16 protein-coding genes are annotated in these 23,644 nt (G+C 71.3%); 9 read left to right on the top strand and 7 right to left on the bottom strand.

Features of this window, described 5'->3' with window-relative positions; translation table 11 throughout:
• Positions 1–53: 53 nt before the first annotated feature.
• The 4 genes from LWJ43_RS04080 to LWJ43_RS04065 all read left to right on the top strand — a co-directional run bounded on the left by LWJ43_RS04080 (position 54) and on the right by LWJ43_RS04065 (position 4,453).
• Entirely contained in the window at positions 54–1,220 is a 1,167-nt protein-coding gene (locus LWJ43_RS04080) for an alpha/beta fold hydrolase (RefSeq protein ID WP_277330892.1), read from the top strand.
• On the top strand, positions 1,217–2,311 hold the full coding sequence (locus LWJ43_RS04075) for an effector-associated domain 2-containing protein (protein WP_277330891.1): 1,095 nt from the start codon (positions 1,217–1,219) through the stop codon (positions 2,309–2,311). The genes LWJ43_RS04080 and LWJ43_RS04075 overlap by 4 nt, the downstream gene beginning before the upstream one ends.
• A gap of 101 nt (positions 2,312–2,412) precedes the next feature.
• Entirely contained in the window at positions 2,413–2,601 is a 189-nt protein-coding gene (locus tag LWJ43_RS04070) for an aldo/keto reductase (protein ID WP_277330890.1), read from the top strand.
• 94 nt (positions 2,602–2,695) lie between these two features.
• Positions 2,696–4,453 carry an HEXXH motif domain-containing protein gene (locus LWJ43_RS04065; protein ID WP_277330889.1) on the top strand — a complete coding sequence of 586 codons (1,758 nt, stop codon included), beginning with the start codon at positions 2,696–2,698 and terminating at the stop codon, positions 4,451–4,453.
• Between the two features lie 52 nt (positions 4,454–4,505).
• On the opposite strand, the gene LWJ43_RS04060 is transcribed toward LWJ43_RS04065, so the two are convergent.
• From LWJ43_RS04060 to LWJ43_RS04030, 7 genes are read right to left on the bottom strand one after another with little or no spacing between them, the layout of a single operon-like run.
• On the bottom strand, positions 4,506–5,213 hold the full coding sequence (locus LWJ43_RS04060; protein WP_277330888.1) for a GH12 family glycosyl hydrolase domain-containing protein: 708 nt from the start codon (positions 5,211–5,213) through the stop codon (positions 4,506–4,508).
• A 33-nt stretch (positions 5,214–5,246) separates the two neighbouring features.
• The gene (locus LWJ43_RS04055) at positions 5,247–7,466 is read right to left on the bottom strand and encodes a glycosyl hydrolase family 95 catalytic domain-containing protein (RefSeq protein ID WP_277330887.1); all 2,220 of its coding nucleotides are present in this window, start codon (positions 7,464–7,466) and stop codon (positions 5,247–5,249) included.
• On the bottom strand, positions 7,463–9,439 hold the full coding sequence (locus tag LWJ43_RS04050) for a beta-galactosidase (RefSeq protein ID WP_277330886.1): 1,977 nt from the start codon (positions 9,437–9,439) through the stop codon (positions 7,463–7,465). The genes LWJ43_RS04055 and LWJ43_RS04050 overlap by 4 nt, the downstream gene beginning before the upstream one ends.
• A gap of 13 nt (positions 9,440–9,452) precedes the next feature.
• The gene (locus LWJ43_RS04045; protein WP_277330885.1) at positions 9,453–11,690 is read right to left on the bottom strand and encodes an exo-alpha-sialidase; all 2,238 of its coding nucleotides are present in this window, start codon (positions 11,688–11,690) and stop codon (positions 9,453–9,455) included.
• A 53-nt stretch (positions 11,691–11,743) separates the two neighbouring features.
• Positions 11,744–12,679: a carbohydrate ABC transporter permease gene (locus LWJ43_RS04040; RefSeq protein ID WP_277335806.1), complete on the bottom strand. Its 936-nt coding sequence runs from the start codon at positions 12,677–12,679 to the stop codon at positions 11,744–11,746.
• A 5-nt stretch (positions 12,680–12,684) separates the two neighbouring features.
• Positions 12,685–13,704 carry an ABC transporter permease gene (locus tag LWJ43_RS04035; RefSeq protein WP_277330884.1) on the bottom strand — a complete coding sequence of 340 codons (1,020 nt, stop codon included), beginning with the start codon at positions 13,702–13,704 and terminating at the stop codon, positions 12,685–12,687.
• A gap of 1 nt (position 13,705) precedes the next feature.
• Positions 13,706–15,379: an extracellular solute-binding protein gene (locus LWJ43_RS04030; RefSeq protein ID WP_277330883.1), complete on the bottom strand. Its 1,674-nt coding sequence runs from the start codon at positions 15,377–15,379 to the stop codon at positions 13,706–13,708.
• 413 nt (positions 15,380–15,792) lie between these two features.
• Between LWJ43_RS04030 and LWJ43_RS04025 the strand changes: the two genes are divergently transcribed.
• The 5 genes from LWJ43_RS04025 (at position 15,793) to LWJ43_RS04005 (ending at position 23,624) form a co-directional block, all read left to right on the top strand.
• Entirely contained in the window at positions 15,793–18,732 is a 2,940-nt protein-coding gene (locus LWJ43_RS04025; protein ID WP_277330882.1) for a glycoside hydrolase family 3 C-terminal domain-containing protein, read from the top strand.
• Positions 18,729–20,996: an alpha-xylosidase gene (gene yicI, locus LWJ43_RS04020; protein ID WP_277330881.1), complete on the top strand. Its 2,268-nt coding sequence runs from the start codon at positions 18,729–18,731 to the stop codon at positions 20,994–20,996. Before LWJ43_RS04025 ends, yicI begins: the two co-directional genes overlap by 4 nt.
• Before the next feature lie 179 nt (positions 20,997–21,175).
• Entirely contained in the window at positions 21,176–21,976 is an 801-nt protein-coding gene (locus LWJ43_RS04015; protein ID WP_277330880.1) for an ABC transporter substrate-binding protein, read from the top strand.
• A gap of 14 nt (positions 21,977–21,990) precedes the next feature.
• Positions 21,991–22,776, top strand: a complete 786-nt coding sequence (locus LWJ43_RS04010) for an amino acid ABC transporter permease (protein ID WP_277330879.1) — start codon at positions 21,991–21,993, stop codon at positions 22,774–22,776.
• A gap of 5 nt (positions 22,777–22,781) precedes the next feature.
• Complete coding sequence (locus LWJ43_RS04005; protein WP_277330878.1) at positions 22,782–23,624, top strand: amino acid ABC transporter ATP-binding protein; 843 nt, start codon at positions 22,782–22,784, stop codon at positions 23,622–23,624.
• The last annotated feature ends 20 nt before the right edge of the window (positions 23,625–23,644 follow it).

Genomic DNA, 23,644 nt, shown 5'->3' with positions numbered 1-23,644 from the left:
TCCGCAGCGTGGCGGCGGACGGGCACGCGGTGACAGCAACGGGGGGCGTACACATGACCACGGTGGTCTTCATCCACGGCACAGGTGTGCGCGAACCACACCTCACCACGCTGCTCTCCCAGGTCGCTTCGGGCCTGGCGACGACGGCTCCAGGCGCACGACTCGTCGCCTACGACTGGGGCGGGACGTACGGGGCCACGCTCGCCGCGGACGGCGCCAGCATCCCGGCCGCGCCCGGCGCCGGGACCGGCCGGAGCACCGGCGGTCCCGACGACGGCGACGAGACCGAGGGATGGGCCCGGCTGTACCAGGACCCCACGGCCGAGCTCGCCACCGCGTCCGCGGGGGCGGGCCCGCGCGTCACACCGCCCGGCGCGGCCTTCCCGGACGAACGCCCCAGGGCCCTCCTCCGCCGGCTCGCGGCAGAGGGGGAACCCGCGGCGGGCGCACTCGGCCCGGGTCTGTCCGAGGCGGCGGCCGGGCTCGCGCGCAGCCCACTGCTCGGTGGGGCGGCCGAGGCCCTGGACCAGGAGACCCTGTCCTGGGTGCTCGCGCGATCCCTGGCAGCCGCGCTCGTCGCCGAGGGGATCGCGGGCGACCGCCCCGTCCAGTGCGGCGGCGACGCCAGGGACGCCGCCGTCACCGTGCTGGCGGAGCGCCTGGGTGCCCCGCCGGCGGGCACCGGCCGTGGTCCTCTGCTCCGGATGGCGGGGAGGCCCCTGGTTCGCCTGGGCTCGCGTTATGCCGTACGCCGCCGTCACGCACTCACCGATGCCGCGCACCCGGCCGCCGGTGACATCCTCAAATATCTCGCGAGGGGCGAGGACACCCGTCAGGGGCTGCGGGAGCTCGTGGCCACGGCCGAGCCGCCCGTCGTCCTGCTGGGGCACAGCCTCGGCGGCATCATCGCGCTCGACACCCTGATATCCGGCCCCCTCCCGGAGGTCGAGCTCCTGATGACCGTCGGCTCGCAGGGCCCCTTCCTGTACGAGACGGGAGCGCTGCCCTCGCTCGCCCATCCTGATCCGCTGCCCGGTCACGTCCCGCCATGGGTCAACGTCTACGACCGCCGCGATCTTCTGGGGTACGCCGCCGGACCGCTCTTCCCCGGCCGGGCCCACGACGTCGCGACCGACAGCCGGCAGCCCTTCCCCGTGGCGCACAGCGCCTACTGGAGCGATCCGGCCGTCTACCGTGCGCTCGGGGAGCGGCTGCCGTGACGCGCGGACCGGTCCCGTCCGACCGCATCTTCGCCCTGGTCGTCGGAATCGAGCGCTACGCCGCCGGATCCGGCTGGGACCTTCCAGGGCCTGCCCGGGACGCCCTGCGCTTCCGCGACTGGCTGCTCGCCCGCGGAGTTCCCGACAGCCACATCCAGCTCCATCTCGCGCCGCTGCCGGGAACGGCCCCCGATGTTCCGTTCCACCCGGCCGACCACGACTCCCTGCGGCGCGCCTTCGTCAAGGACATCCCGGAACGCGGGGACCAGGCGCTGTGGGTGTGGTGGGGAGGCCACGGTGTGCTGGACGCCGACGACGACACACGGCTCTACACCGCCGACGCCACCCTGAAGGACCGGCGCAACATCCACGTCGAGTCCGCGCTCGCCCGGCTCCGAAGCGACGTGTCCCGCGGCCACGGTGTGCAGATGTGGGTGGTCGACGCGTGCCGGACCTTCGACGAGGCGCACCACTTCCCGGAGTCCCTCCCCACGGAGCGATTCCCCACCGGTGCCAGGGTCGCCGCACACGAGCAGACCCTGATGTTCGCCGCGGGCCGCGGGCAGCGCGCGGGCAACGACCCGGAGCGCCGCCTCGGCTTGTTCTCGGACATCGTTCTGGGCGAACTGGCGGACGACGCTCTGCCCGACCCCCTGCCTCTCTTCGACGCGGTGAAGACGAGGATGAACGCCCTGCGGGAGGCGGGCCTCACCGACCAGGGGCCCGGCCTCCGACTCGAAGCGCCCGGACACCGCGAACTCATCGGCTGGGGCAGGGCTGCGCGGCCTCGCCCGGCGGAACCACCGGCCGCCCGGGTGATCACCGCCCTGATGGCATATCCGCTGATGAACGACCGAGACGAACGGCAGGTGCTGGTCGGCGAGTTGCCCGCCGCCGTCGTCGCCAGGATGCCGAGGCACCCCATGCCGCGTACGGACGTGATCGGGATCTTCCGCGCCCTCAGAACCACGCCGGACGGACTGTGGAAGCTGTACGCCGCGGTGACCCTGCTCGACGTCGACCCCGCCCGGGCATCCGAACTGAAGGCAGCCATCGAGGACTTCCTCTCGGACCCGGACCCCGGGATGTGATCGGCTGGCGTGATCACACGGGTTTCGTGAAGGGGTCCGAGTCGTCATGATGGAGTAAACGGTGGCATCCTGTGCCACCGCTCGCGAAGGGGGAGCGCGCCTTGTACCAGCCGGTGCCCGCCGACGGCACATCCGATCACCTCGAGTCCGACCTCGCGGACCTGACCTCCGTAGGCGTCGCGGATCTGAGGCGTCTGACCGCTCCTGACGGGGCGGCGAGGCAGCTCGCCGAACTGCGGCGCGCGCGTACGAACGCGATGGGAGGCCAGGAACCCGGGCGGGCCGAATAGACAGGGCCGAACAGAACAGGGCCGAACAGAACAGGGCCGTACAGACAGGGCCGAATGTGCCGCCGTGAAGGCTCCGTCCACGACTGGGAGCGAGATGTACGCCCCGATCCTCATGCCCGGCACCCTGTTCGACGAGATCGCAGCAGGCGGCGGCTCGCCCGCGGCTGTCGCCTTCCTGCTCCACGGCGAACGTACACGCCGTCTCCTGCTGCTGCGTGAGCTCCTGGATCTCCTCGACTCGGACCCCGGCATCCTCGGGCCGCTGGACGCGTCCTCGGTGTGGCCCGCGCTGGAGGCCGCCGCCGCCCGGGCCCCCGAGCGGGTCGACGCACTCCTGCTGACCCCCCAGGTCGGCAGCTGGCTCGCGCACACCCTGCGCAGGCTGCACGGGACGGCCACCGGGCCACCCCTGTGGGCCGACGCCGGACAACTGGCCGCCGTGGCGGCGACAGCGGCCGTCCACGCCGGTACGGACGCCGGGCTCCTCCTCCCCGCACGGGGCAGGGGCGTCAGCCTGCCGGCGCTGGGCGTCGTCCTGCTGCCGCGGCCGGACGGCGACGACTTCCACGCGGTGCACACCTTCGTGTCGGACGGAACCCTCACCCTCCGCACCGGGTCCGGGCCCGACACCGTCGTACGCCCCCTCACCGAGCCCGAGTCCGCGCACTGGCTGCCCGTGCACCGGCTGGACACCGGCCCGGGGCGGCGCACGGTGCAGCTCGACGACCTCGACCCCTACCGCGACCTGGACGAACCGATCGCCCCCCACCGGCTCTCCCCGGAGGAACTCGGCGCCTGGAAGGAACTGTTCCGGGACGCCGTGGACATCCTGGGGCGCGGCGGCACGGGACCCGGCGGCCTGCGGCCCGAGGAGGTGAGCCGCATCGTCCCCTGGCACGCGGAGGACGCCGACGCGCAGCTGCCCGTGCCCGCCGAGGGGCTCAGCGCCTCCACCGGTGACGCGTTCGCGTCCATGGTGATCGCCCGGCCGCGGGACGGCCTCTCTCTCGCGGAGACGCTCGTCCACGAGTTCCAGCACAGCAAACTCGGTGCCCTGCTCCACCTCTTCCCGCTCCTCGACGACGACCGGTCGGAACGGCACTACGCGCCCTGGCGCGCCGACCCCCGTCACCTGCCCGGCCTCCTCCACGGTGCCTACGCCTTCGCCGGCGTCACCGGATTCTGGCGGGAGAGGATCGGGGACGACGCGGCGGATCCGGACGGACGGGCGCCGTTCCTCTTCGCGATGCGCCGCCTCCAGACCCGCATGGTCCTGCGCACACTGGCGACGCACGCCCGGCTCACCGAACCGGGCCTGCGGCTCGTCACCCGGCTGTCCGGGACCGTCGACGGCTGGCTGAGGGAGCCGCTGGAACCCGCGACCGTGGCCAGGGCCCGGGCGGCGGCGGTCAGCCATCGGGTGGAGTGGCGGCTGCGCAACCTGCGCTGCGGCGAGGACGACCGGGACGCCCTGCTCAAGGCCCTGCGGACGGGCACCGCCCCTTCGCCGAGCGGTGAGCCGCTGATCGTGCCGGACCCGGGCCGTGCGTACTGGCACGACGACCGCGCGCGCCTCTACCAGCTGTCCGCGTCCACGGCGGGCGGGGCCACCACGGCCGACGAACTTCTGGTCGCGGGGGATCCGGAAGCGGCGAGGGCGGCGTACGGGGAGCAGCTGGGCGGTGCGAGCCCCCTCGACCGGCACGCGTTGTCCGGCTGGCTGCTGGCGCACACGGCGCTGTACCCGGGCGACCGCCGGCTGCTGGCACGCCCCGAGCGGCTCGCGGCCCTGCTGGACGCCTCGCCTTTCGAGCACTGGACGCGGACCGCCCGCTGGCTGGCCGGGAGCTGAGGGACACCGCACGGCGACGGGCCGGGGACACCCCGGCCCGTCGCCGCGGGGATCAGCTCGACGAGACGCCGAACCCGTTGGTCGTGAAGTTCAGGCCGCCGGACGACGAGGTGATCTCGTATCCGAACTGGACGTCACCGATGGTCTCGTTGCCCCACCAGCCCTTGGTGTCCTTGATCCACTTCAGGATCGGCAGGATGTTCACGGTGCCGGAGGACGAGTCCGAGGTCCGCAGGAACGAGAAGACCTCGTTGGCGCCGTTGCTGCCCTTGTAGACGGCCCAGGTGTGCCCGCCGAGCGTGACCGTTCCCTGCGCCGTGCCGAGGGGGCCGACAGCGCCGTTGTAGTTCACCCAGAGCATCACCTCGTAGTCGTAGTCCGTGTCCCAGATGTCGTACGACGTGTTGTACGCGCCGGACGACGGGACCGTCACGTTGTACGTGCTGGTCAGCGAGGAGAGCGACGTGATCGGCTTGTTCACGGTCTTCTTGGCGTTCGGGTACGACTTGATCCCGCCGGTGTTCGGGTGGTTCGCCGTCACGCCCCAGTTGCTCGACGAGTTGGCCCAGATGCTCTGGGTGCCCGCTCCGGAGCCCCAGATGTTGTTGTAGAGGATGTACCCGTCGGACGTGGTGTAGTTGCCCCACTGCTCCGACGACGTCCAGATCGCGGCGTGGGCGGGCGCCGCCGCGAAGCCGATGAGCGCGGCCACTGCTGCCGCGGTGGCCGGCAGCAGCCGGGTCAGGGTGGATCGTGCCATGGGGTGTTCCTTCCATGTGGGGATGGAGGACTGCTACCGCGGCCCCAGGGTGAGGACGCGGTCCACGCCGGCCGTCAGCTCCAGCGGAGCCGGGGGGTTTCCGGCCGAGGTCTCGGTGAGGGCGAGCCCGTCGCCCGTACGCAGGTCGACGAGGGCGTCGCGGGTGGGACGCAGCACGGCGGTGGCACCGTCCTCGGACCACCGCAGGTCCAGGTGCGCGCCGAACCGGGTGCGCACTCCCCGCAGTTCACCGGCCCGGTACGCGGCCGGCACGGCGGGCAGCAGCACCAGACGGCCGGGCGCCGACTGGACGAGTGACTCGATCACGACGGCCGGCAGCGTGTGGGCCGCGTCGGCGTTGTAGACGTTCCGGGACGGGTAGTGCGCGCTCATCAGCGAGTCGTGGAAGAAGTCGCCGCCCAGCACCGCGCCCAGCGCCGCCGACACCCGGGACGCGTCCCGCAGCCGGGCCGCGATCAGGGCCTGGTGCAGGTGCCCGTGCGCGGAGTCGTTCTCCGAACCGCGCAGCTCCAGCGCGCGATGTGCCGCCGCGGCCAGCTCCGGGGTGTCGTACGGATTGATCGCGTCCAGCGGCCACACCGGGTAGAGGTGGCTCAGGTGACGGTGGTCGTACGTCTCCCGCAGACCGGGCCACGCCCACTCGGCGAGCGCCCCGTCCTCGTTCACCAGGTACGCCGGGAGCCGCGCCGCGAGTGACCGCCATAGACCGGCGGACGGGTGCCCGGGCGCGTGCTCGGCTGCCGTCGTCAGGGCGTGGTGGGCCGCCGCGATGTCCATCGTGGCGTTCACCGTGCCCCAGCTCGCGTTGGCCGGCCGGTTCTCCGGGGAGTAGGAGGGCACGACCGCCAGGTGTCCGTCCGGGTCCTCGCGGCTCAGGAAGTCCTCGTAGAACAGGGCGGCCTGGACGAGGGCGTCCGTCAGACCTGTGTCCGGAGTCCCCGTCGTGGTCTCGGCGTGCTCGAGCAGCGGCTGCAGCAGCCAGTCCGCCCCCGCCGTCCACAGATGCAGCGGATAGGCGCGCTGGAAGTGCCGGGTGTGCCCCGAGGCGCCGTCCGTGTGGGACGGTGCGACGATGCCCCTGGCCCCGAAGAGGGCCCGGGCGTTGTCCTGCCAGTCGGCGAGCTGCCCCTCGACCAGCGCCGCGTGCGCCTCGGTCACCTCGGGGAGGCCGGCCGCCGCGGCGGAGGAGATCTGGAGGTTCAGATTGGCGTTCGTGGTGAAGGCTCCGGACCACGCGGTGTCCCAGTCGCCGGTCCACAGGCCGGTCAGCCGGGGCGGAAGCATCCCCGAGGAGGACAGCAGGTGGTAGCGGCCCGCGGCGAAGAGCCTCTCCAGGAGCGCGGGGGACGTCGGGTCACGCAGCAGCTCGCTGCCGGAAAGCTCACGCTCGGGCGCGGCGTCCAGCAGCGAGAGAGAGGCACGCCCGTACGCGGCCCGGTGCAGCGGCCGGTGGCGCTCCAGCAGTGTGGCGTAGTCCTCCCGGGGCAGCGCGGCCCACAGCTCGCCGAGCTCCGGCCGGCCGGGGCCGCGGACGACGCGGGTCGTCAGGGTGAGACCCCGCGCCCCCTCGATCCGGACGCCCTCGCCCGCCACGAAGACCTTTCCGCCGTCCACCCGCACCACGGTGACGCCCGTGTAGCCGAGTCCACCGCCCGGATAGCCCACCCGCAGAGCCAGGTGCGCGCCGTCCGGGGTCAGCACCGTGGAGCGCCCCACCGCCAGCCGCGCCGGGGCGCCCGGCAGAACGTGGTCCAGGAAGACGTCGGCGGTCAGCCCCGGGTCGGTGACGTGCTGCACGACCACGTCGTCGGCCCGCGACACGAAGACACCGCTGCGCCACGCCTCGTACGAAGCGGTCACCTCACCCGAGGTGAAGTCGACCTCGCGCCGGTACCCGGCCACCGCCTCGTGGAGCCCGCGGGTGCGGCGCACCCGTGTCTGGAACGCGGGGTGGAAGGGCTGTACCCACACCAGCGGGCTTCCCGCGCCGAACTCCTCCGCGGCCTTCGTGTCGCCGGACAGCAGCGCGTCCTGGAGCCGGCCGAGCCGGTCGGCGAGCTCCGGCGCCCGGAGGTTCTCGCTGCCGTTGGGCCGCACCAGGGTGTGGTGGTCGACGATCACCCGGTCGTCGGCCGGATCGCCGTACACCATCGCCCCGTGACGGCCGTTGCCGCTGAGGAAGGCGTCCTCCCAGCGGGTGGCGGGGCCGGGCTCCCACGTGCCGTCGATCATGCTGAGACGCCTCTGAGCACGGCCACGCCGTAGCGGTCCAGCTCCAGGCCGCCGTCGGTACCGGCGCCCGTGAGCAGGTCGGTGAACCGGCCCGGCAGCTCCACCGCGACCCGGGACCGGCCGTGGTTCAGCAGGAACAGCAGCTCGCCGCGCCGCACCGCCTCGACCCCGGCGGGCAGTCCCTCCAGCACGGGGCGCACCCCTGCCACGGCCGCCGCCCGGCCGAGCAGGCCGCGCAGCGCCTCGGGTCCGGGCAGCGTCGAGACGTACCAGGCGGTGCCCTTGCGGAGCACCGCCGGAAGCCCGTCGAGCTCGCCGCCCCGGTACGCGGCCACGGTCTCCGCGCTGCCGTCGGGCTCCAGTTCCTCCGACCACAGGGTGCCGCGGAAGCCGTCGCACTCCACGGTCGCCTCCGCGTCCAGCGGCCACCACTCGTGCACCGTACGGATGCCGAACAGCTCACGCAGCCGGACGTCCATGCCGCCCGGCCTGATCCGGTCGTCCGCGTCCGTGACGCCGGTGAAGAACCCGCACACCAGGGTGCCGCCACCGCGCGCGTACGCGACGAGGTTGTCGACGGCGGCGTCGCCGAGGAGCTGGAGCTGCGGCACGAGCACCATGCGGTAGGCGCTCAGGTCGGCGCCCGGGCGGGCGAACTCCGTGCTGATCCCGCTCTCCCACAGCCCACGGTGCCATGCCTGCACGAGTTCCGTGTACGAGACGAGGGAGGACGGGCGGCCCTGCTGGGTGCTCGACCACCAGGCGTCCCAGTCGTGGAGCACCGCGACCTCGGCGGACACCCCGGTGCCGCTCACCTCGGCCCCGACGAGTGCGAGTTCGGAGCCGATGCGCCTGACCTCCCGGAACGTGCGGCCCTCCTCGCCCGCGTGGCTCAGCATCCCGGAGTGGAACTTCTCGGCGCCCTGCCGGGACTGCCGCCACTGGAAGTAGCAGACGGCGTCCGCGCCCCTGGCCACGGCCTGCAGAGACCACAGCCGGTTGAGACCGGCCGGCTTGGGGTGGTTGACGTCACGCCAGTTCACCGCCCCGGCGGCCTGTTCCATCACCATCCACGGGCCGCGCGCCTGGGAGCGCGTCATGTCGGCCAGCATCGCGTTGTACTGGCCGCCGTGCGGGTCTGCCGGATCCGGGTAGACGTCGACGGAGACGATGTCCTCCTGCTCCGCCCAGGCCCAGGCGTCCTGGCCCGACCACAGCGGCATGAAGTTGGTCGTCACCGGGATGTGCGGGGTGTGCCGGGCGACGATGTCCCGTTCGGAGGTGTAGCACTCCAGCAGGGCGTCGGAGGTGAACCGCTTGAAGTCCAGCTCCTGTGCGGGGTTGCGAATGTACTGCGCCCGGCGCGGAGGCAGGATCTCCGTCCACGTGTCGTAGCGCTGGCTCCAGAACGCCGTGCCCCAGGCGTCGTTGAGCGCTTCCAGGGTGGTGTGACGGGACGCCAGCCAGCGACGGAAGTGGGCGGCGGTCTCGTCGCACCAGCAGTGGGTGCAGTACTCGTTGTTGATGTGCCACACGGTGAGCGCCGGATGGTCCGCGTACCGTGCCGCGAGGTCCTCGGTGAGGGCGGCCGCATAGCGCCGGTACACCGGGGAGCTCGGGCAGAAGTGCTGCCGGGAACCGTAGTTGACGACCGCCCCGTCCTCGGTGCGGGGCAGCGTCTCCGGGTGGAGCGCTCCCATCCACGGCGGGGGCGAGGACGTCGGTGTGGCGAGCACGACGCCTATCCCGTTGGCGGCCAGGAGGTCCATGAGCCGGTCCAGCCAGCCGAACTCCCGCGCGCCCGGCCGGGGTTCGATCATCGCCCAGGAGAAGACGCCGACGGTGACGGTGTTGACCCCGGCTTCCTTCATCAGCCGGACGTCGTCGGCCCATACCTCCTCGGGCCACTGCTCGGGGTTGTAGTCGCCTCCGAAGAGGATGCGGCCACGGGCGGCGTCGTGCAGGGACGGCATGGATCTCGTTCCTCTACTGGGGATCTGCGTACTGGATGCCACGGCCGTTGGTGCCCAGATAGACACGGCCGTGGACGCGGGGGTCGCCGGTGACGACCTCGCCGGTCCACCCCCACCGGTGGGCGTCGTCGTTGATGCGGACCCAGGTCGCGCCCGCGTCGTCGGAGCGGAGCACGGCCACGCCGTCGTACGTGGCGGCAACCCGCCCGGTCTGGAAGACCGCCGGGTAGCCGGCCCGCCCCTTCGACGGGGCGGCCTTGCCGAACCCGAGGGCGTGCGAGGCCTGGCAGCCGGCCACCCGCGTGAACGTGCGACCGCCGTCCGTGGAGCGCAGCAGTCCTTCGTCCTTGGCGGACAGCCAGAGGTCGCCGGAGCGCCCCGGTGCCGCCGAGACGCGGAACTGCACGTCCCCCGAGGGAAGCCCCTTCGCGCCCTCGGTGAACGTCGCCCCCCGGTCCGTGGAGAGGAGGACCACCCCGGTGTCCGTGTCGTACGCGTAGAAGCGCCTCGGGTCGAGCGGATCCGAGACCGGAGTGGCGCCCTCGGGGAAGGTGGTGACCTCGGCCCATGTGGCGCCGCCGTCCGTCGAGCGGTGCGCCGCGTACTTCGTGCCGTCCCAGTGGACGAACGACCACAGCAGCGTCTCGCCGTCGGCGGAGACCGCCACCGGGCCTGGAGCGGAGGGGGCGATCGCGGGCTGGGAGGCGAAGGGCCGCCAACTCGCCCCGCCGTCGAGGGAGTACGCGCCGGCCCGGTCGGAGCCCGACGGCCAGCCGGTCCGCACGACGTACGACGGCTTCAGGGTGGCGAGGGCCAGTCCGGTCGCCGTGCCGAACACCGGGTCCGTCGCCATACCGCGTGACGGGGACGCCGTGAGGGAGTCGTGGCGCATGACTCCGACGTCCCCCAGACCACTGAGCAGCCGGGCACCCGAAGGGGGCGCGACGAGCTGTCGCACCGCCGACTCCTCCAGACCTCGGATCTCCGGCGCCCAGTGCACCAGGTCGCGGGTCCCGAAGACCGTGGCGCCGGTGCCGTACAGGAGGTGCCGCGAGTCGTACGGGTCGAGTGCGACGGCCTGGATCCACCAGCCGAACTTGGGCTCCCCGCCCCACTTCAGATACGGGGTCTCCGACACGTCCAGTACGGCCGTGTCCTTGAGCGAGGTCCAGCTCGCCCCGCCGTCCGTGGACCGGAACAGGGTGTCCACCGGCCCCCAGCGGTTGTTCGTGGAGACGACGACCGTGCCCGGCCGGGCGGCGTCGACGGCGACCCCGCCGTACCCGAACGCGTCGCCGTCACCCGGGGCCACGGGGGTCACGTCGGTCCAGGCACCGGACACCGTGTCGAGGCGGTGCACCGAACCGTCGGCCTGGTTGTTCGGGCCCGGCCCGTCCGCGTACGTCACGTACAGCGCACGGCTGCCCGCGTCGTACGCCGCGCGGACCGGCACCTTCGTCGCCGCGCCGGCGGACGGCTGCCCGGGGACGGCCTCCCAGCCGCCGGTGGCGTTCGTACGGTGGAGAGCGGTGGGGCCGTCTCCCCAGCCCGCGTACACCGTGCGGCCCGCCGCCACCAGCAGGGTGACGCCCTGCCCGGCCGCGGACGCCGTGGCCGGGAAGGAGGTGTCGACGGCCCAGGTGGCCCCCCGGTCCCGGGAGCGCAGCAGCCCGTCGTGGCGCGTGCCGAGCCAGAGCGTCCCGCTGTCGCGGGGATCGACCAGGAGCCGTTCGCCGCAGCCCCGGCCGTCCTCGTTGGCCCCGAGACGCACGGTGAGGTCCGTACGCGCCCAGGTCGCCCCGCGGTCCTCGGACCGCAGGACCGCTCCCGGGGACGCCCACTCCTGGGAGTACGTGCCGAGTGCCAGGTACAGCCGGTCCGGGTGCGCCGGATCGACCGCCATCGCCTCGACGCCCAGCAGATTCCAGTCGTCCCACCCGATGTGGTCGGTGAGGGCCGTCCACCGTGACCTCCGGTCGTCCCACCGGTAGGCGCCCCCGATGTCCGTGCGGGCGTAGGCGAGACCCCGCACGGCCGGATGGAACAGGAGGCCCGTCACGAAGCCCGTCCCGCCGATGGCGGCGGTGCGCCAGCGGTACGGCTCGGACTTCGCCGGCCGCCGGGAGGCCGCCGTGGCCCCCGCCGCCGGGAGCGCCGACGCCGAGGCCGCGGCCACCGCCGCACCGGCCAGGACGGTCCGGCGCCGGGGACGCGAGGCGGGTTCCGGCTGTGGGACGGACGAAGCGCGCATGACGGGGACCCTCCGGTGGGGGAGTGCGGGACGTGCGGGACGGGTGCGGCGGTTCAGCCCTTGACGGCGCCGGTGAGCATGCCTTCCTTGAAGTGTTTCTGGACGAACGGCGACAGGAACGCGACCGGGACCAGCGCCAGCACCATGACCGCCATCTGCACGGCGAGCAGCGACAGGTGACCGGTGTTGATGACCTGGGTGAGGCCGGTGGGCCGCTCCTGCTTGAGCACCAGCTGGTTCATCACGTTCTGCAGCGGCAGCATGTCCGGGTCGCTGATGTAGATCGACGCGTTGAACCAGGCGCTCCAGTAGCCCACCGCGTAGAACAGCGTGATCACGGCGATGACCGCGCGGGACAGCGGCATGACGATCTGCCACAGGATGCGGAAGTCGCCCGCGCCGTCGATGCGGGCGCTCTCGACGAGCTCCTGCGCCGTACTCATGAAGAACGCCCGCAGGACCAGGATGTTGAAGACGTTCAGCGCGCTCGGCAGGATCAGCGCCAGGTAGGAGTCCGTGAGACCGAGGCCCTGCACCACGAGGTAGGTCGGGATCAGTCCCGCGCCGAAGAACATCGTGGCCAGCATGAAGATCAGCAACGGGCGGTGCAGCACGGAACCGGTACGCGAGAGTCCGTAGGCGCACAGGATCGAGACGGTCATGCTGAACAGGGTCCCGACCACGGTCACACAGACGCTGATGAGAGCCGCGCGGGTGACCTGGCCGCCGCCCAGGAGCTCCTGGTAGGCGACGAAGGTGACGCCGCGCGGGATCACCACCAGTCCGCCGGCCTCGGTGATGGTCTTCACCGAGGACAGACTGGTGACGATCACGACCCAGAGCGGGAAGAGGACGGCCAGGCAGATCAGGACCATCACCACACCCTTGGAGGCGAGGCCGGCCTTCGACGGCTCCTCCTCCCACACGGGACGCAGGCGGCCGCGGGTTCCCGGCTTCACACCGCCCAAGCCGGTCAGGCCGGAGAGCAGGCTGCTCACTTCTTGTACACCCCCTGCTCACCCATGAGATGGGCGACCTTGTTGGCCCCGAGGACCAGCAGCAGACCGAAGATTCCCTTGATGATCCCGACGGCCGCCGCGTAGCTGAATCCACCGTTGGTGATGCCGACGTTCCAGACGTAGGTGTCCAGCACCTCGGACGCCCCCGGGCCGACCGCCGTGCGCTGGAGCAGGATCTGCTCGAAGCCGACGGTCAGCGCGTTGCCGACCTGGAGCACGAGCAGCAGGGCGACGACGGGGCGCAGGGCGGGCAGGGTGATGTGCCACATCCGGCGCCACCGGTTCGCGCCGTCCATGGCGCTCGCCTCGTAGAGGTCGGGACTCACCGCCGCGAGGGCGGCGAGGAAGACGATGACGCCCCAGCCGGCGTCCTTCCAGATCATCTCGAAGGTGATCAGGAACTTGAACAGGCCGGGGTCGGTCATCAGGTCGAAGCCCTCATGACCGTTCTCCCGCAGTGTCTGCGCGATCAGTCCGGCGCCGCCGAACATCTGCTGGAACACCGTGACGACCAGGACCCAGGAGAAGAAGTGCGGCAGGTAGAGGATCGCCTGCGCCACCGCCCGGACCCGGGGCCGCACGAAGCTGTTGATGAACAGCGCGAGCAGGATCGGCACCGGGAAGAACAGCGTCAGCTGCAGGAGGAAGATCGTCAGGGTGTTCCGCAGCGCCGACCAGAACAGCCGGTCGTTCACCATCTGCTGGAACCACTCGAACCCGACCCACGGGCTCTGGGCGATCGCCTGGAACGCGTTGTCGGCGATGTACGGGTCGTAGTCCTGGAACGCCACGACGTTCCCCGCCAGGGGGATGTACGCGAAGACCAGCAGCAGGATCATCGCCGGCAGCGTCATCAGGATCAGCGTGCGGTCCCGGCGCAGCCGGTGACGCAGCGGCATTTCCTTGGTGACGGGCCGGTCACCGGCCGCCGCCTTCGTCTTGACCGGCGGCGTCCGTGAATCCTGCGCGCGCCGGTCGTCTGTGCTCAGTGACATGTCAGGAGGCCGACTCACCGGTCTCGTCGAGCAGCTTCTTGTACCAGTCGCGGAGCTTGTCCCCGCCCTTGGTCTTCCAGTCGGAGACGGCCTGCTGCATGTCGCCGACCTTCTTGCGGCCGCGCACGATGTCCTTCTCGAGGTCCTCGAACTGTGCGTTGAGCTCGGTGAAGCGGGTCGGCTCCTGGATCTGCATGCCGTGGAACAGGGGCTTCCTGAGGTGCGCGCCCTGACGCTGCTGCCACTCGATGACACCCTTGGCGACGTCCGGGAAGTCCGGGTAGGCGCGGAAGGGGGCCGGGGAGGCCACGTACTCGTAGGTGGCGAAGACCTGGTTGTTGCCCTGCTCCGTCTTGACGAGGACGCCGTCCTTGAGGGTGTGGTGCGTGCCTTCCAGGCCGTAGGCCTTCAGGCGCTGCTCCTTGGTCCCGTAGGGGGCGGCCGTGTAGTTGGCGAGGGCGAGGACGTCCTGGATGGTCTTCTTGTCGGCGTTCTTGTTGACGAAGCACCAGATGTTGGAGGGCGACGCCTCGTAGATGACCGGGTCACCGCCGGCGGCGGCGAAGAAGTCCATCGCCCCCATCCGGAACTCCGGCTTGTCGAGGCGCTGGACAGCGGTGGCGGCGTACCAGTCGGAGATGTCCGCGTTGTACATGAGGACGTTCCCCGAGGAGAACGTGGTCCGCATGTCACCCGTCTCGGCCTTGGCGTCCGGGTGCACGAAGCCCGCCGAGTACAGCGAGCGCGACCACTCCAGCGCCTCGAGGTACTCGTCGGTCTCGTAGCGGTTGACCAGCTTGCCGTCGACGAGCTTCCAGTAGTACGGCTTCTCCGGCAGCACCCCGAAGAAGACGAACGCCGACCACGTCATGTCGCTGCACGCCCACACCTTGCTCTTCGGGGCGTTGATCTCCTTGCAGAGGTCGTAGAACTCCTGCGTGGTGGTCGGGACCTCGTAGCCCTTCTCCTCGAAGATGTCCGCGCGGTAGAAGGGGGTGATGTTCGGAGTCGCCTCCGCGGGCATGGGGAGACCGCGCAGCTTGCCGGCGAAGATCGCCCGCTGCCAGGCGCCGGTGGGGATGGCCGCCAGGTTCGGGTAGTCCTTGACCTTGTCACCGGAGAGGTAGGGGCCGAGGTCGGCGAACTTGTTGGCGATGGCGCTCGGTATCTTGCCGCCCAGCTCCCAGCCGGGGACGACGACCGCATCGGGGATGTCACTGGAGGCGAGCACCGCGCCGAGCTTCTGGCCGTAGACGTTGCCGTCCTGGTTCTGCCACTTGACGGTGACGCCGGCCGCCTCGTCCATCGCCTTCCAGTACGGGTTGCCCTCACCCGGCGACGTGCCCCACAGCGGTGCCATGACCCGCAGCTCGCTGCCCTGGCCCAGCTTCTTCGGCACGGACACCGCGAGCTTGTCGGCCGGGAGCGCGGTGGTGAAGCCGGCCGCGGAACCGTTCTTGCTCGGGATGTCCGGGGTGACCGCCTCGGAGGGCACGTAGGACGGAAGGATGTCCTTCAGCTTCTTGCCCGTGGTCGTGCCCTCGTTCTTCGCACCGCCGGATCCGCCGCCGCAGGCGGCGAGGAGCGGCATCCCCCCGCCGACGGCTGCGGCGACGACCACGGAGGAGGCGAGGAATCGTCTCCGGCTGGGAGCGGAGGGGGAGTTCGGCGTCATTGCGTCAACCCTTCGTGGTGCAACAGGACGGCCCGCGGCGGCGACTGCCGCTCGGCCCTGTGTCTGAGGTAGGGGGGCGTTACCGGCCGAGCCGGTGGAACTGCACCGGCTGAGCTGAAGCGGTCAACGGGCTGCCTCGTCGAAGCGCTTCGATGTTGCAGCGAGATTAAGTGAAGGGTCCCGGCCGCACAAGAGTTCGTTTCGAGATTCCTCCGACCTGTTTCCGAACCGTTTCCCGGGGCGACGCGGCTTCGATACGTCCACATGGACCTCTTTGCGGCGACCGGACCCTTGACACCCGCGGGGTACGCCGCAGAGCATCGAAGCGCTTCGAAAGATCTTTCCCGCGCGTCGGACTCTCCTTCGGCGCGAGCAGACCGGAAAACCTCCCACCTCTCCAAGGGGACCCGCACGTGACGGACCATCCGCTTCCCTTCCGCGACCCGCAGCTGCCCTTCTCCCGGCGCACCGACGACCTGCTCGGACGGCTCACGCTCGACGAGCGGATCGCGATGCTGCACCAGTTCGCCCCAGCGGTGGAGCGGCTCGGGCTCGGCCCGTTCCGTACCGGACAGGAGGCCCTGCACGGGGTCGCCTGGATGGGCCCCGCCACCGTCTTCCCGCAGGCCGTCGGCCTCGGAGCCACCTGGAACGACGACCTGGTCCGCCGTGTCGGCGAAGCCGTCGGCAACGAGGTGCGGGCCAAGCGCGCCCAGGACGACCGCGTCGGGCTCAACGTCTGGGCGCCGACGGTGAACCTGCTGCGCCACCCGCTGTGGGGCCGTGGCGAGGAGGGGTACTCCGAGGACCCGGCCCTCACCTCCGCCATCGCCGTCGCCTACACCCGGGGCCTGCGCGGGGACGACCCGCACTACTGGCGCACCGCGCCCGTGCTCAAGCACTGGCTCGCGCACAACAACGAGACCGACCGCGACACCGCCTCCTCCTCGGTCCGCCCGCGCGTCCTGCACGAGTACGACCTGCGGGCCTTCCGCGACGCGGTACGGGCCGGGGCCGTGGCCGGAGTCATGCCCGCCTACAACCTCGTCAACGGGCGCCCCAACCACGTCTCGCCCCTCCTCGAGCAGCACCTGCGGAGCTGGACCGACCAGCCGCTCGTCGTCTGCTCGGACGCCGGAGCGCCCTCCAACCTGGTCGATTCCGAGCACTACTTCGACACCCACGAAGAGGCGACCGCGGCCGCCCTGAAGGCGGGCGTCGACAGCTTCACCGACCACGGCACGGACTCCACGGTCATGACCGGCCGCATCCGTGACGCGCTCGCCAAGGGGCTCCTCGACGAGAGCGACATCGACACGGCGGTCCGCCGGCTGCTCGCCATGCGCTTCGCGCTCGGTGAGTTCGACCCGGAACTCGACCCGTACGCCCAGGTGGACGACCTGGACACCGAGGAACACCGCGCGCTCGCCCTCGAAGCGGCGGAGCAGGCGGTCGTGCTCCTCAAGAACGACGGACTGCTGCCCCTGACACCCGGGCAGGGACGCACCGTCGCGGTGGTCGGGCTGCTCGCCGACGACTGCAAGCTCGACTGGTACAGCGGCACCCTCATGCACCGCTCGACCCCGCTCGACGGCTTGCGCGAGCGGTACGGCGCCGAGAACGTCCTCCACGCCGAGGGCGTGGACCGGGTCCGGCTGAAGACCTCCGAGGGCTGGCTCCAGGTGCCCGCGGCCGACGGGGCGACGGACGGGGAGGCGCGAGGCGCGGAAGGCGCCCTCGACCCCGCGCTCCTCGCCGGCCGCACCGACCTGCCCCCGCTGACCTGCGGCGACGAGGCCACCGAACTCGCACTCGTCGACTGGGGCGAGGGTGTCCTCACCCTGCGCACCGACGAGGGGCTGTACCTCTCCGTGGCCGACGACGGATACGTCAGGGCCTCCGCGGACGAGCCGGGCGGCTGGGTCGTCCAGGAGACGTTCCGCCTTGAAGCGGTGGAAGGACACGACGGCGGGCACCGCCTTCTGCACATCGGGACCGGTGGGTACGTCTCTGTCGCCGCCGACGGCGCGAAGGTTGCCGTGTCCGGCGAGAAGATCTCCCGGGACGACGCCACGGTCTTCCAGTCCGAGACCGTCGAGTACGGCGCGGACGCCGTGGCCCGGGTCGCCGCGGCCGCCGACACCGTGATCGTCGTCGCGGGCAACGACCCCCACATCAACGGCCGCGAGACGGAGGACCGCACCACCCTCGCCCTCCCGGCCCAGCAGGACCGGCTGTGGCGCGCGGCCCACGCCGCCAACCCGCGTACGGTCCTCGTCCTGTCGTCCGCCTATCCGTACGCCGTCGTCGACGCGGCCGCCGCACTGCCGGCGCTGCTCTGGACGGCGCACGGCGGCCAGGCCGCGGGTACGGCTCTCGCACGCGTCCTCGCCGGAGACGTGTCCCCGGCCGGGCGCCTGCCGCAGACCTGGTACGCGAGCGACGACGACCTGCCCGGCCTGTTCGACTACGACGTCATCGGCTCCCGGCAGACGTACCTCTATTTCCGCGGCACCCCCCTCTTCCCGTTCGGACACGGCCTCGGATACGCCGACTTCACCTACTCCGGGCTGCGGGCCGAGGCCGACGGCGATCAGCTGAGGGTGTCGTTGACGATCACCAACGACGGGACGACGGCTGCCGACGAGGTGGCCCAGGTCTACGTCCGCGCGGCCGGCCCGGCCGAGGCGGACGAGCCCGCCCCCGAAGGGCTGGGGCGTCGGCTCCCCGGGCTCGGCGACCCCTCGGACCTGCCGCTGCGCAAGCTGGTCGGCCACCGCCGCGTGCACCTGGCGCCCGGCGCGGCCCGGAGCGTCGAATTCACCGTCCCGTTGGAGGAGTTGGGGCACTGGAACGTGGCGCACGGCCGGTGGGCCGTCGAGCCGGGCGGCTACGAGATCCTCGCGGGCGCGTCCAGCGCCGACATCCGCCTCACCGCAACGACCGAGGTGGGCGGCGAGGCGCTCGGCCCCCGGCCGGTGACGGAGCGAGGCATCGAGGCAGCCGACTACGACCGGCAGCAGGGCACGGAGCTCGTGGACCGGACGAAGACGGAGGGCGACGCCGTGGCGCCCGCCTCCGCCGACGACGAGGGGCGTCTCGTCTACCGGGCCTGCGACTTCGGCGACGGCGTGCGAGCACTGGCGTTTCAGGTCTCGGGGGAGGGGCGTGTCACCGTCAGCGCGGCCGGGCACAACTCCCTGATCCAGTTCCCGGACACCGGTGGCCCGTACTCCTACCGCACCGTGGAAGTCGCGGTCGACCTCCGCGGAGTGCAGGAACTGCGCATCGGCCTCACCGGGGCCGTGCGCCTCGCCCGCATCGACGTCGTCCCCGGAAAGGAGTCCGCATGAGGTTCACCGACGGCTTCTGGCTGATGCGTGAGGGCGTCCGCGCGTCCTACGCCACCGAGATCCGCGATCTGCGGGTCGATGACGACCGGTTCACGGCGTACGCGGCGGTCAAGCGTGTCGCGGCGCGAGGGGACACGCTCAACACCCCGCTGATCACGGTCGAATGCTTCTCCCCGGCCGAGGGCGTCATCGGCGTCCGCACCACCCATCACGCCGGGAAGGCCCGTCGCGGGCCGGACTTCGCGCTGCTCGCGGATGACACCGCGGCCCCTGTCGCCACCACCCGCCGGGACGGTGCGGTCACCGAACTCACCAGCGGACCACTGACGTTGCGGATGGACGGCGACGGGCCCTGGGGCATCACCTTCCTCGACGGCGACGGGAAGCGCCTCACCCGGGTGGACCCGAAGGGGACGGCATTCGCGACCACGCCCGACGGCGTCCACCACATGATCGCCCAACTCGCCCTGGACGTCGGCGAGAACGTCTACGGCCTCGGTGAGCGCTTCACCCCGTACGTGAAGAACGGCCAGACCGTCGACATCTGGCAGGCAGACGGCGGCACCAGCAGCGAACTGGCCTACAAGAACATCCCGTTCTACCTGTCCTCGCGCGGGTACGGCGTCTTCGTCAACCACCCCGGCAAGGTCTCCTTCGAGGTCGGCTCGGAGTCCGTCGGACAGGTGCAGTTCAGCGTCGAGGACCAGTCGATCGAGTACTACGTCGTCGCCGGCCCGACCCCGAAGGACGTCCTGTCCCGCTACACGGCCCTGACCGGCCGGCCCGCGCTGCCGCCTGCCTGGTCGTTCGGGCTCTGGCTGACCACGTCCTTCTGCACGTCGTACGACGAGGAGACCGTCACCTCCTTCGTGGACGGCATGGCCGAGCGCGGCATCCCGCTGAGCGTCTTCCACTTCGACTGCTTCTGGATGCGCGAATACCAGTGGTCGGACTTCCTCTGGGACCCCGAGGTCTTCCCCGACCCGGAGGGGATGCTGGCCCGCCTCAAGGAACGTGGCCTGCGCGTCTCCATGTGGATCAATCCCTACATCGCCCAGAAGTCGGCCCTGTTCGCCGAGGGCGCCGAACACGGCTACCTGGTCCGCCGGGCCAACGGCGACATCTGGCAGTGGGACCTTTGGCAGCCGGGCATGGCGCTGGTCGACTTCACCAACCCGGCCGCCCGGGCCTGGTACGACGACAAGCTGCGGGCCCTGCTCGACCAGGGCGTCGACTGCTTCAAGACGGACTTCGGCGAGCGCATCCCGACGGACGTCGTCTGGCACGACGGCTCCGACCCGGAGCGGATGCACAACTACTACGCGCAGATCTACAACCGCACCGTCTTCGAGCTGCTGGAGAGGGAGCGGGGCGCGGGGGAGGCGGTGCTGTTCGCCCGGTCGGCGACGGCGGGCGGCCAGCAGTTCCCGGTGCACTGGGGCGGCGACTGCTTCGCCTCGTTCACGGCGATGGCGGAGTCGCTGCGCGGCGGGCTGTCCCTGAGCCTGTCCGGGTTCGGCTTCTGGAGCCACGACATCGGCGGCTTCGAGGGCACGCCCGACCCCGCGGTCTTCAAACGCTGGCTCGCCTTCGGCCTGCTCTCCTCGCACAGCCGGCTCCACGGCAACGTCTCCTACCGCGTGCCGTGGGAGTTCGGTGAGGAAGCCGTCGACGTGGCGCGGAAGTTCACCCTGCTCAAGCACCGGCTCATGCCCTACCTCTACGGGGTGGCCGTGGAGGCGCACCGCACGGGTGTCCCGATGATGCGGCCCATGCTCGCGGAGTTCCCCGGCGACCCCGCCTCCCGCACCCTGGACCGGCAGTACATGCTCGGACCGGACCTGCTGGTCGCACCGGTCTTCACGGAGGACGGCGAGGTCGAGTACTACGTCCCCGAGGGCACCTGGACCTCGCTGCTCACGGGAGAGCGCGTCACCGGCCCAGGCTGGAGGCACGAGACGCACGGCTTCGACAGTCTGCCCCTGCTGGTCAGGGACGGTGCGGTGCTCCCGTGGGGCGCCGACGACCAGCGCCCGGACGGGGACTGGCTGGAGGGCCTGACCCTGCGCGTCTTCGGGGCGGGCCCGGACGAGCGCACGGTCACCGTCCCTGACCTGACCGGCAGCCCGGCCGCGACGTTCCGCGTCGTACGCGACGACTCGGGCACACAGGTCACGGCGGAGGGCACGGACCGCCCCTACCGCGTGGTCGTCGAGGAGTCCGGGGCGGCGGGGGAGGGGACCGGAACCGTGTCCCCCGCCTGACCGCCCGAGCGCGGCGAGGCAGCTCCGCAGAGGTCCGGCGCGAAGGCGCCGGGCCTCTGCGGCACCGTCAGGTCACGGGAACACGGGCCCCACAGGCGAGATCCGGCGCATCCGATGGCAAGATCAATGCAACTCACTGACGAAGTGGGGTCGTTGACCGGACAAACTCTGGAGACGTCGTGTCCGCTCGTTCCGCACTGCCTGTCATATTCACCGCCACCCTCACCGCGGTCGCCGTACTCACGGGCTGCACCAGCACCAAGCCCTCCGCGTCCGGCGGAACTGAACTGGAGCTGGTGACCCCGGGCAAGCTCACCACCTGCACACACCTGCCGTACGAACCCTTCCAGGTGCGCAAGGGCGACGCCGTCGTCGGCTTCGACGTGGACCTCGTCGATCTGGTCGCCAAGAAGCTCGAGGTCACCCAGGAGATCGTGGACACGCCCTTCGAGGGCATCCAGACGGGCGAGGACCTCAACGCCCGCAAGTGCGATCTGGCCGCGGCGGGTATGACGATCACGCCGGTGCGCGCGAAGAACCTGGACTTCTCCGTCGGCTACTTCGACGCCACACAGGCCCTGATCGCCAAGAAGGGTTCCTCCCTCACCTCGCTGGCGAGCCTCAAGGGGAAGAAGCTCGGGGTCCAGCAGGGCACCACGGGAGAGACGTACGCACAGAAGAACGCCGAGGGCGTGACGACCGTGCAGTTCGAGGACCTGGCGCTGCTGCTCACCGCCGTGAAGACCGGACAGGTCGACGCCGCCGTGAACGACAACGGCGTGCTCTTCGAGTACGTACGGAAGAACCCGGACACCCAGGTCACCGCCGAGTTCGACACGGGGGAGGAGTACGGCATCGGGGTGCGCACCGGAAACGACGCCCTGCGCAAGGAGATCGACGCGGTGCTCGCCGACGCCAAATCCGACGGCAGTTACGACCGGATCTACAAGAAGTGGTTCCCCGCCGCTCCCAAGAAGTGAGGAAACCGCTACCGATGTCCCTATCCCGCAGACAACGGACCCGCGCCGTCCGAGGCGCTCAGTACGCGGTCCTCGCCGCCGTACTGCTCGTCGTCGCCCTGGCCGCCGACTGGGGTGAGATCCGACGGGCGTTCTTCGACGTCGAGGTCGCCAAGGCACAGTTCCCTGACATCATCACCACGGCCCTGCTCAACACCGTGGTCTACACCCTGCTCGGCTTCGGTTTCGGACTGGCCGCGGGGCTGCTGCTCGCACTGATGAGACTGTCGCGCGTCCCGCCGTACCGCTGGCTGGCCGTCGCGTACATCGAGTTCTTCCGCGGCGTTCCCGCGCTGCTGGTCTTCATCGCCCTCGGCTTCGGCGTACCGCTCGCCTTCCAGGTGGCGCTCAACCAGTACGTGACCGTCATGCTGGCACTCGGCCTCGTCGGCGCCGCCTACATGGCGGAGACGATACGGGCGGGGATCCAGGCGGTCCCGAAGGGGCAGATGGAGGCGGCGCGTTCGCTGGGCATGTCGCAGACCCGGGCCATGGTGTCCATCATCATCCCGCAGGCCCTGCGCATCGTCCTCCCGCCACTCACCAACGAGCTGATCCTGCTGACCAAGGACTCGTCCCTGGTGTACCTGCTGGGCCTGTCGCTCTCCCAGTACGAACTGGCCAAGTTCGGCCGGGACGCCCTCAACCAGAACCGCAGCCTGACGCCGATCCTCATCGCCGGTCTGTGCTATCTGATCATCACTCTGCCGCTCGGCCACCTGGTCCGGCGGCTCGAAGCGCGTACGGCGAAGGCGAGGTGACCGCGATGAAGGAGGTCTCGACGGCAGACGGCGCGGCGGCGGGGGGAGGTCCGGCGATCGACGTGCGGGGCCTGCGGAAGTCGTTCGGCACGCTGGAGGTGCTCGCGGGCATCGACTTCTCCGTGGCCCGGGGCGAGGTGGTGTGCGTCATCGGCCCGTCCGGTTCGGGCAAGTCCACGCTGCTTCGGTGCGTGAACCTGCTGGAGGAGCCCACGTCGGGGACGGTCGTGGTGGGCGGCGCCGAAGTCACCGACCCGGACGTGGACATCGACAAGGTGCGCCGGCGGATCGGCATGGTCTTCCAGTCGTTCAACCTGTTCCCGCACCTCACCGCGCTGGAGAACCTGACGCTCCCCCAGCGGCGCGTACTGGGGCGCGACAAGGCGGAGGCGGCGCGGATCGCACGCGATCGGCTGGCCCGGGTGGGCCTGACCGACAAGGAATCCGCCTACCCGGCACAGTTGTCCGGCGGCCAGCAGCAGCGGGTGGCCATCGCCCGGGCTCTGGCCATGGACCCGGAACTGATGCTCTTCGACGAGCCCACCTCCGCGCTCGACCCGGAGCTGGTGGGGGACGTCCTGGCCGTGATGCGCTCGCTGGCCGACGAAGGGATGACGATGCTCGTCGTCACCCATGAGATGAGCTTCGCCCGGGAGGTCGCGGACCGCGTGGTCTTCATGGACGGAGGGGTCATCGTGGAGGAGGGGACCCCGGAGCAGGTGATCGGCGCGCCCGGTCATGCCCGCACCCGGTCCTTCCTCGCACGTCTGCTGACCCCGGCCACCGCGGACCTGGCGGAGGCCGCCGGGCCCGCCGACGCGGCGGAGAAGGGGCCGGACCCGGTGTAGGGGCGGGCTCCGACGGCCCC

Origin of the sequence: Streptomyces sp. JH34, assembly GCF_029428875.1 — a bacterium.
Classification (GTDB): domain Bacteria; phylum Actinomycetota; class Actinomycetes; order Streptomycetales; family Streptomycetaceae; genus Streptomyces.
This window is presented reverse-complemented; position numbering and strand designations above follow the sequence as displayed.

Excerpts from the sequence above, each read along its gene's own strand:
- LWJ43_RS04065 (WP_277330889.1), top strand. The coding sequence starts at position 2,696 with ATGTACGCCCCGATCCTCATGCCCGGCACCCTGTTCGACGAGATCGCA.
- LWJ43_RS04080 (WP_277330892.1), top strand. The coding sequence starts at position 54 with ATGACCACGGTGGTCTTCATCCACGGCACAGGTGTGCGCGAACCACAC.
- LWJ43_RS04010 (WP_277330879.1), top strand. The coding sequence starts at position 21,991 with ATGTCCCTATCCCGCAGACAACGGACCCGCGCCGTCCGAGGCGCTCAG.
- LWJ43_RS04055 (WP_277330887.1), bottom strand. The coding sequence starts at position 7,466 with ATGATCGACGGCACGTGGGAGCCCGGCCCCGCCACCCGCTGGGAGGAC.
- LWJ43_RS04030 (WP_277330883.1), bottom strand. The coding sequence starts at position 15,379 with ATGACGCCGAACTCCCCCTCCGCTCCCAGCCGGAGACGATTCCTCGCC.
- LWJ43_RS04050 (WP_277330886.1), bottom strand. The coding sequence starts at position 9,439 with ATGCCGTCCCTGCACGACGCCGCCCGTGGCCGCATCCTCTTCGGAGGC.
- LWJ43_RS04035 (WP_277330884.1), bottom strand. The coding sequence starts at position 13,704 with ATGTCACTGAGCACAGACGACCGGCGCGCGCAGGATTCACGGACGCCG.
- yicI (WP_277330881.1), top strand. The coding sequence starts at position 18,729 with ATGAGGTTCACCGACGGCTTCTGGCTGATGCGTGAGGGCGTCCGCGCG.
- LWJ43_RS04005 (WP_277330878.1), top strand. The coding sequence starts at position 22,782 with ATGAAGGAGGTCTCGACGGCAGACGGCGCGGCGGCGGGGGGAGGTCCG.
- LWJ43_RS04045 (WP_277330885.1), bottom strand. The coding sequence starts at position 11,690 with ATGCGCGCTTCGTCCGTCCCACAGCCGGAACCCGCCTCGCGTCCCCGG.
- LWJ43_RS04060 (WP_277330888.1), bottom strand. The coding sequence starts at position 5,213 with ATGGCACGATCCACCCTGACCCGGCTGCTGCCGGCCACCGCGGCAGCA.